Source organism: Pseudoalteromonas sp. 0802 (assembly GCF_013350085.1).
Classification (GTDB): domain Bacteria; phylum Pseudomonadota; class Gammaproteobacteria; order Enterobacterales; family Alteromonadaceae; genus Pseudoalteromonas.
Genome location: NZ_JABVXE010000043.1, coordinates 1 through 6,963 on the forward strand (window position 1 = coordinate 1; position 6,963 = coordinate 6,963).

The following is a 6,963-nucleotide window of genomic DNA, read 5'->3' on the forward strand; positions in this document are numbered from 1 at the left end:
CCCAGATAGCTCAGTCGGTAGAGCAGAGGATTGAAAATCCTCGTGTCGGTGGTTCGATTCCGCCTCTGGGCACCATTGATTCAAAGCCTCGCAATCGCGAGGCTTTTTTGTTTCTAGCCCCTCCAAATCACGAATTTACATCACGTAGGCGTGAAATTTAAAGAGCTATCAGCTTTCAGCCGTCAGCTATCAGATTTTAAATACATAAGTTAGCGAGTTAGAAAGGGGAAAGAGTAAAGGTACGAGTTTCGAGGCCCGAGATACGAGTTGTAGGAGGCGTTTTAACGCCGAAAAACCAGAGTTATTAGATATCAGTGGTTAGAAGTTAGATTGAATTGTGTCAGCACATAGTTAAATTGAAATGTATACCCGTAGGCGTGAAATTTATTTCGCGCGAATAAGAATAATAAGTTCTTGTATAAAAGAAAAACTACATGGAAGATTTTCGATAGCTGATGCTGATAGCTGATAGCTTGCAACTTATCTCCATTTTCCTACCATTCATCGTCCCCAAATGTCAGGCTGTGTAATGTTATGTAAAGTCTGTTGAGCAAAACTTAACGTGGTGCTTGAATTACACTCATAAATAGATGTTTTTCAGGTTTTTAGAATGAATTGGCAATATAAGCCGAGTTTATTGGCTTTAAGTGTAATTTTGCTAAGTGCATGTGCTAGCCAGCCGACTCACAATGAACGAGTTGCTGAGCTGGAGACTGTACCAAGTGCATGGCAGCAACTTCCTTCTGGCGACAAGGTGCTTGCTGTTGAAGACAACTGGTTACAGCAATTACACGACCCTCAAGTTTTTACTTTAGTTGAGCAAGCATTAGCCCATAACCAAGCGATTTTACAAGCGGGCTATGATGTCGCGATTAAAGAACAGCAGCTTATTGCTGCTGGGGCTGATTTATGGCCAAGCCTTGATTTATCAACACGTGCGAGCCGTAGTAAAGATAACCGCCCTGTTAGTTATAATAACGCCAGCTCAGCATCATTAGAATTAAGCTACGAAGTTGATTTATGGGGCAAATTGTCGGCCTCAGAACGACAAGCAAATCTTGAATACCTAGCTGAAAAAGCCACATTTGCGCAAAGCAAACAGCAATTAGTTGCTGATGTAGTAGCGGGTTGGTTTGATGTTATTACGAACCACAAGTTACTTGAGCTATATAAGCAGCGTGAGCAAAACGCTGAGAAAAATTTAGATATTATTGAGTCAGGTTATCGCCAAGGTTTAAATGAAGCACTTGACGTTTACCTTGCCCGTAATGAGCTAAATACTGAGCGCTCGAATATTGCTGCACAGCAAGCAACGTTAACTAAATCAATTCGTGATTTAGAGCGTTTAACAGGCCAATATCCTGCTGGGGCATTATCGGTTAGTGCCGATTTGCCACTACTTCAGAACACAATTCCTTTGGGTTTACCTTCAGAGCTTATCACTCGCAAACCAGCGTTAATGGCAAGCTGGTATCAATTACTTAGCACCGATGCTGGGCTTGCTTACGCGCACAAACAACGTTTTCCGAGCTTAAATCTTTCAGCATCTATCAGTGATAGCACAGATAGAGTGAGTGATTTATTTTCGCCTTCAAGCTTAGCTTGGTCACTGATAGGTAGTATTTCAATGCCGCTTTTTGAAGGTGGTCGCTTAAAAGCCAATGAAGAGCAGGCAAGGCTTAGCGTTAAACGTCAGGAGCAAGCTTACCTTGCCACACTCTATGATGCATTTAATGAAGTTGAAACTGCAATCAGTCAAGAGCAAGCCTTGAAAGTGCGTTATGAAAAAACCTTAGAAGCACAAGAAAATGCAATTGCCGCAGAGCGTTTGTCTTTTGAGCAATATCAAAGTGGTTTAGTAACATACACGACAGTGCTTGATGCGCAAGATCGCTCTTTTAACGCGCAAAGCTCTGTTATCGAACTCAAAAACCAACTTATTAAAAATAGAATCAACTTACACATTGCCCTTGGCGGTGACTTTAGTGAAGCAAATAGCGAAGTAGCAGAGCAATAATCATGAATACTAAGACACGTAAAATATTAATTCCAGTTATTGTCATTGTAGTGACGGTATTACTCGTCATGTTTATTAAAGGTAACCCGCCGCAAGCAAATCGTTTTTCTTCACCACCGAAAGCGAAAGTAAATGTGGCTGTTAAAACTCTAACACCAGAAACTTATCAAGTTATGATTGATAGTTTTGGCACCGTAAAACCACGTACGCAAAGTATGCTAGTCGCGCAGGCTTCAGGGCAAATTATCGAAATTAGTGAGCAATTTCGTGAAGGTGGCTTTTTCGAAAAAGGCGATGTGTTGTTGCAACTAGATGATAGAGATCACCGCGCCGAAGTAAAATCAGCACAAGCGACGTTATTAACCGCTGAGCAAAGCTTACTTGAAGAGCAAGCTCGTGGTCGTCAAGCAATTACTGATTGGGAGCGCTTAGGCAAGGGTGAACAAGCAAGTAGCCTGGTTCTTCGTAAACCACAATTAGCAGCAGCCGAAGCCAGTGTGTTGTCTGCGCAAGCGACACTTGAAAAAGCGAAGCTTGATTTAGAGCGTACAAAGATCACTGCTCCATACGCGGGGCGAGTTTTAAGTCGCAGCGTAGACTTAGGGCAAGTGGTGAGTAATAACATGGAACTTGCTAGCATTTATGCGATTGATCGCGTTGAAATTCGCTTACCAATCAAAAATAAAGATTTGCCGTTCATTAACTTACCAGAGCAGTTTCGTGATGGCGCTAAAAATAGCGCCGGTTCACTCGTTAAATTCAGCTCAGATCTCGTTGGCAAACAGTATTGGCAAGGTCAAGTTATACGCACCGAAGGGGCTATAGATGAAAGTGCACAGCAGCTTTACGTGGTTGCACAAATTAATGATCCTTACCAAGCAACGTCAGCGAATCAATACCCAATCAAAATTGGTCAGTATATCAAAGCGCAAATTACCGGTAAGGCGATAGAAAATGCCATTGTTATCCCAAACAGCGCAATTTACCAAGGCACGTACGTTTATGTTGAAGAGCAAGGTGTACTGCGTCGTAAAAATATCTCACTGGCTTGGCAAAACGCTAACCAAGCCGTTGTCGCTGATGGTTTGACTGCAGGCGATAACTTGGTGATTACACCGCTTGGTCAAGTGAGTTCTGGTACACAAGTTACCGTTATGGGTAGCGAAGAGTATCAAGCGACAAGAGCAAAAGCTAAGCGCCCAAACAATCAACAGCCGCCTAAAGAGCAAGGAGCGCAATAATGATTGCTTGGTTTACAAAGAATCATGTTGCAGCAAACTTATTGCTGATCAGCATTTTATTAGCAGGGTTATTTAGTGTTTCGACGCAAATACCACTTGAGGTGTTTCCATCGTTTGAGTCTGACCGAATTAGTGTCAGTGTATCACTTCGAGGATCAACTCCTGAAGATGTTGAAAAAGGGGTATCGATTCGTATAGAAGAAGCAGTTCAAGATCTTGAGGGAGTTAAGCGTATCACTAGCCGCTCTTCTGAAGGCTCTTCTTCGGTAAGTATTGAAGTTGAGACTGGGTATGATCCAAGAGAGCTGTTAGCTGATATTAAAAGTCGGGTTGATGCAATTAACACCTTTCCGGTCGATGCTGAAAAACCAATTGTTTCGCTTGCTGAGTGGAAGCGCGAAGTAATCGCCGTGACTGTTTCAAGTATCTATGGTGAAAAAGAAACGCTTGAATATGCCGAGACTGTACGCGATGAGCTTCTACGTTTGCCAAGTGTAACTCAAGTTGAGTTAAGCGGAGTGCGTGATTACGAAATTGCCATTGAAGTAAGTCAAGATACTTTACGCCAATACGATTTACGCTTATCGGACATTTCTTCAGCAATTAGCAATTCAAGTACAGATGTTTCAGCTGGTAACTTAAAAACCGAAGGGGGAGATGTACTCATTCGTTCAAAAGGTCAAGCTTATCGCAAAGACGAATTTGCTAACATAGTGGTAAAAAACCAAGCTGATGGCACTATTATTCGTTTAGGTGACATAGCCCGTATTAGCGATGATTTTGAAGAAACCCCAGTGCGTACTCGATTTAATGGTAAGCAAGCTGCATTTATTGATGTGTATCGTATTGGCCCGCAAAGTGCGATTGAAGTTGCTGATGAGGTAAAAAACTATATTACTGAGCATCAAAGCCAACTACCAGAAGGGTTTGAGTTAAGTTATTGGGATGATGACTCAGAAGTTGTAAAAAGCCGAATAGCAACGCTTACTAGTAACGCAATTCAGGGCGGGATTTTAGTCCTTGCGCTACTCACCTTATTCTTGCGTCCTGCCATAGCATTTTGGGTATTTATTGGTATCCCAGTGTCGTTCATGGGCGCGTTTTTAATGATGCCAATATTTGGTATCACACTTAATGTAATCAGCTTATTTGGTTTTATTTTGGTGCTAGGTATTGTTGTTGACGATGCCATTGTGACCGGTGAAAACGTCTACACCCACCTAAAAACTGCAGAGAGTGGTGAGCAAGCCGCTATTCGTGGAACGCAAGAGGTGGCAACTCCGGTAACATTTGGTGTTCTCACGACTGTTGCGGCATTTTTACCTCTCGCTTTTATTGAAGGTGCTCGAGGCGCTATATTTGCACAAATTCCAGTAGTAGTTATTCCTGTTTTACTATTCTCTTTGATTGAGTCTAAGTTTGTATTACCAGCACACTTAAAATACTTAAAGTTACGCCATGAAAAGGGCGAACCATCGAGACTAGAGCGCCTTCAACAGCGTTTTGCCGATGGCTTTGAACACGCAATAATGAAGTATTACCAACCATTATTGAATCTAGCTTTAAAGAATAAAATGGCTACGGTTAGCTTATTTGTTGGGATTTTTGTAATTATTGTTACCTTGATCACAAGTGGTTGGACTAAATTTACCTTTTTCCCGCGTATTCCAAGTGAAACGGTACGTGCATCCGTAACTTTTCCTGCCGGAACACCGTTTGAAGTGACTAATAAATACGTCATTAAAATGTCAGACAAGGCAAAAGAATTACAAGATAAATACCGCGATGAAGAAGGTCAAAGTGTAATTCTAAATATTTTGGCAACCACAGGTGGCCGTGGTGGTTCGTCAAATACTGGTAGTGTTAGATTTGAGATTATGCCAGCAGAAAAGCGTGAATCAGATATAGGCTCACGAGAGCTTGCCAGCGAATGGCGTGATCTTATCGGTATTATACCGGGCGCAGAGAGTGTCACTTTCCGTGCTGAGTTTGGTCGAACATCTAGCCCTATTGATGTACAGCTAAGCGGCAGCTCAATCGACACCCTTGAAGCTGTGGCTGAAAAGGTAAAAGAGCGTTTAGCAACTTATCCAACTGTGTACGAAATTGCCGATAGCATGTCAGATGGTAAAGATGAGCTGCAAATTGAGCTAACAGAGCAAGGTTTGGCACTTGGTTTAAACCGTGTTGATGTATCGCAGCAAGTGCGTAATTCGTTCTTTGGTGCGCAGGTACAGCGCATTCAACGTGGGCGCGACGATGTGCGGGTAATGGTACGCTTACCGATTGAAGAGCGTCGCTCGGTTGCAGACTTAAAAGATATACTTATTAAAACACCTACTGGTGGTACTGTGCCGCTTTCGCATGTGGCGACTTTAGTACCGGGGCAAAGCCCATCGTCTATTTATCGTATTGACCGCTATCGCACATTGAACGTAACAGCCGATGTTGAAAAATCAAATACCAATATGACGGTACTGCAAGCAGACTTAAAAACCTACTTAGATGAGCTAATGGTGCAATACCCAGGTGTTGATTACACACTAGAAGGTGAAGCTAAAGAGCAGCGTGAATCATTTGGTTCACTCGCTTGGGGCCTGGTGTTTGTATTCTTTATTATTTATGCATTATTAGCGATACCGTTTAAATCATATATGCAGCCATTAATTGTGATGAGTGTTATTCCGTTTGGCATGATAGGTGCGGTAATGGGTCACTGGGTAATGGGCATGGAGTTAACCATTATGAGCCTACTTGGCATGTTAGCCTTGATAGGTGTTGTAGTGAATGACTCTCTGGTACTGGTTGATTTTATCAATAAGAAGCGTGAAGAGGGCGGTGACTTACTTGAAACTGTTAAGGTTGCAGGGGCAGCACGTTTTCGCCCAGTAATGCTGACCAGTTTAACCACCTTTATTGGTTTAATGCCGCTGTTATTTGAAAAAGCAACGCAAGCACAATTCCTTATTCCAATGGCTGTAAGCCTTGGCTTTGGGATTATCTTCGCAACGCTTATCACCTTGCTATTAGTGCCAGTTAATTACCTATTAATGGAGCGCTTTCAGGGATTGTTTAAGTAGGGGTTGATAGGTTGAAAACATGTGTGTTGGGTAGAGTGAAATGAAACCCAACACACAGGAGTTATCAGCTTTCAGCCGTCAGCTATCAGAAAAACATACAAGTTAGCGAGTTAGCAAGGGGAAAGAGTAAAGTTAACGAGTTTCGAGATGTAGGAGGCGTTTCAACGCCGAAAAAATGGAGATATTAGATATCAGTGGTTAGACGTTAGATAAAACAAATAAGTTAGCGAGGGGAAAGAGTAAAGTTAGATTGTGCCCGCACATTGCTATGGCTAACCCTGGTACCGTAGGCGTGAAATTTATTTCGCGCGATATTTCTTAAATAACGGGTAAGTCGTAGGTCGGGCTTTAGCCCGTAGGTTGGGTAGAGCGAAGCGAAACCCAACACATAGGAAATATTAGATATTAGTCGTCAGAAGTCAGATAAAAATAAGTTAGCGAGTTAGCAAGGGGAAAGAGTAAAGTTAGTACCGTAGGCGTGAAATTTATTTCGCGCGAATAAGAATATTAAGCTCTTGTATAAAAGAAAAACTACATGGAAGATTTTCGATAGCTGATAGCTGATAGCTGATAGCTGATAGCTGATAGCTGATAGCTGATAGCTGATAGCTGATAGCTGATAGCT

General features: G+C 42.3%; 3 protein-coding genes. All 3 read left to right on the forward strand.

The genetic code is table 11. The annotated features are described in order from the left end of the window. Positions 1 to 610: 610 nt before the first annotated feature. The 3 genes from HUS61_RS20825 to HUS61_RS20835 are packed head-to-tail and all read left to right on the forward strand — an operon-like array spanning position 611 to position 6,338. The gene (locus HUS61_RS20825; RefSeq protein WP_175083640.1) at positions 611 to 2,017 is read left to right on the forward strand and encodes an efflux transporter outer membrane subunit; all 1,407 of its coding nucleotides are present in this window, start codon (positions 611 to 613) and stop codon (positions 2,015 to 2,017) included. 2 nt (positions 2,018 to 2,019) lie between these two features. Next, on the forward strand, positions 2,020 to 3,258 hold the full coding sequence (locus HUS61_RS20830; RefSeq protein ID WP_175083639.1) for an efflux RND transporter periplasmic adaptor subunit: 1,239 nt from the start codon (positions 2,020 to 2,022) through the stop codon (positions 3,256 to 3,258). Beyond that, positions 3,258 to 6,338: an efflux RND transporter permease subunit gene (locus HUS61_RS20835; RefSeq protein WP_175083638.1), complete on the forward strand. Its 3,081-nt coding sequence runs from the start codon at positions 3,258 to 3,260 to the stop codon at positions 6,336 to 6,338. The genes HUS61_RS20830 and HUS61_RS20835 overlap by 1 nt, the downstream gene beginning before the upstream one ends. Positions 6,339 to 6,963: the final 625 nt, after the last annotated feature.